Source organism: Delftia sp. ZNC0008, assembly GCF_000799035.1.
GTDB lineage: Bacteria > Pseudomonadota > Gammaproteobacteria > Burkholderiales > Burkholderiaceae_C > Comamonas > Comamonas tsuruhatensis.
The window spans coordinates 1-1,553 of sequence record NZ_JTKZ01000535.1 but is presented as its reverse complement, the minus strand read 5'-3'; the positions used below and the strand labels follow the sequence as shown (position 1 = coordinate 1,553).

Annotated in this window: 2 protein-coding genes; both read left to right on the top strand. The window is 68.3% G+C overall.

All coding sequences use genetic code 11. The features are described 5' to 3' along the window. The coding region (locus L995_RS17965) for an FCD domain-containing protein (protein WP_047472852.1) at positions 1–302 on the top strand (302 nt) is incomplete at its 5' end. Between the two features lie 126 nt (positions 303–428). Further along, positions 429–1,520 (top strand): aromatic ring-hydroxylating oxygenase subunit alpha, encoded by a 1,092-nt coding sequence (locus L995_RS17960; RefSeq protein WP_047472851.1) that lies wholly within the window; start codon positions 429–431, stop codon positions 1,518–1,520. Positions 1,521–1,553 lie beyond the last annotated feature (33 nt).

The following is a 1,553-nucleotide window of genomic DNA, read 5'->3' as shown; positions in this document are numbered from 1 at the left end:
CCGCGTATTCCATGGCCGGCAGCAGCGTCATGCAGCGCGAGCTGGAGCGCGTGGTGCGCATGCCCTTCGCCTCGCCTTCGGGCTTTGTGCTGGCGCGGGCCGAATCCCCGCGTGCGCGCCACAGCCTGATGGTGGCCCAGGACCAGCACCGCCAGGTGCTGGACGCCATTGCCGCGCGCGAGGGCGCGCGGGCCGAGGCGCTGATGAAGGAGCACTCGCGCATTGCGCGCCGCAACCTGCGCGAGGCCGTGAGCGAGCCCGGCAGCCATGCGGTTCCTGGCGTGCAGTTGATCCGAGCCTGATTCGAGTCTGACCCGCGCTTGATCTGCGCTTGATCTGCCCTTGATGTGCGCCGGCGGCCTCGGCCGCCTGCGCCCCAGCCACCGCAGCGCCAAGGACTGCGGACCCCACCCATAAAGGAGACCCCCATGAGCACATTTCCCAAGAACACCTGGTACGTGGCCGCCACGTCCGATGAGATCCAGGACAAGCCGCTGGGCCGTCGCATCTGCGGCGAGCGCATCGCCTTCTACCGCGCGCAGCACGGCGTTGCCGCCGTGGAGGATTTCTGCCCGCACCGCGGCGCGCCCCTGTCGCTGGGCTTTGTCTGCGAAGGCAAGCTGGTCTGCGGCTACCACGGGCTGGAGATGGGCTGCGACGGCAAGACCATTGCCATGCCGGGCCAGCGCGTGCGCGGCTTCCCCGAGATCCGCAGCTATCCCGTCGAGGAGCGCCATGGCTTCATCTGGGTCTGGCCCGGCGACAAGGCGCTGGCCGATGCCGCGCTCATCCCGAAGCTGCCCTGGCACGACAACCCCGAATGGGCCTATGGCGGCGGCATGTTCCACATCCAGGCCGACTACCGGCTGATGATCGACAACCTCATGGACCTGACGCACGAGACCTATGTGCACGCCAGCTCCATCGGCCAGGCCGAGATCGACGAGACGCCCTGCAAGACCGAGACGCGCGGCGAGGGCGCCGATGTCGAGGTGGTCACCAGCCGCTTCATGAACGACATTCCCGCGCCCCCGTTCTGGAAGATGGCGCTGCGCAGCAACGGCCTGGCCGACGATGTGCCCGTGGACCGTTGGCAGGTCTGCCGCTTCACCCCGCCCAGCCATGTGCTGATCGAGGTCGGCGTGGCCCACGCAGGCCACGGCGGCTACGACGCGCCCGACGAGCACAAGGTCTACAGCATGGTGGTGGACTTCATCACGCCGGAGACCGAGGAATCCATGTGGTACTTCTGGGGCATGGCGCGCCGCTTCAATCCGGGCGATGCCGAAGTCACCGACCGCATACGCGAGGGCCAGCACAAGATCTTCAGCGAAGACCTGCAGATGCTGGAGCTGCAGCAGCGCAACCTCAGTGCCCACCCCGACCGCAAGCTGCTCAAGCTCAACATCGATGCGGGCGGCGTGCAGTCGCGCAAGGTCATCGACAAATGGATTGCGCAGGAACAGCAGGCGGCGGCGGTGGCCGCAGCAGCGGCCCAGCCTGCCGCCGCGGTGGCCTGAGGCCGGCCATGGCCCGGCGCGCATCCAGGATCG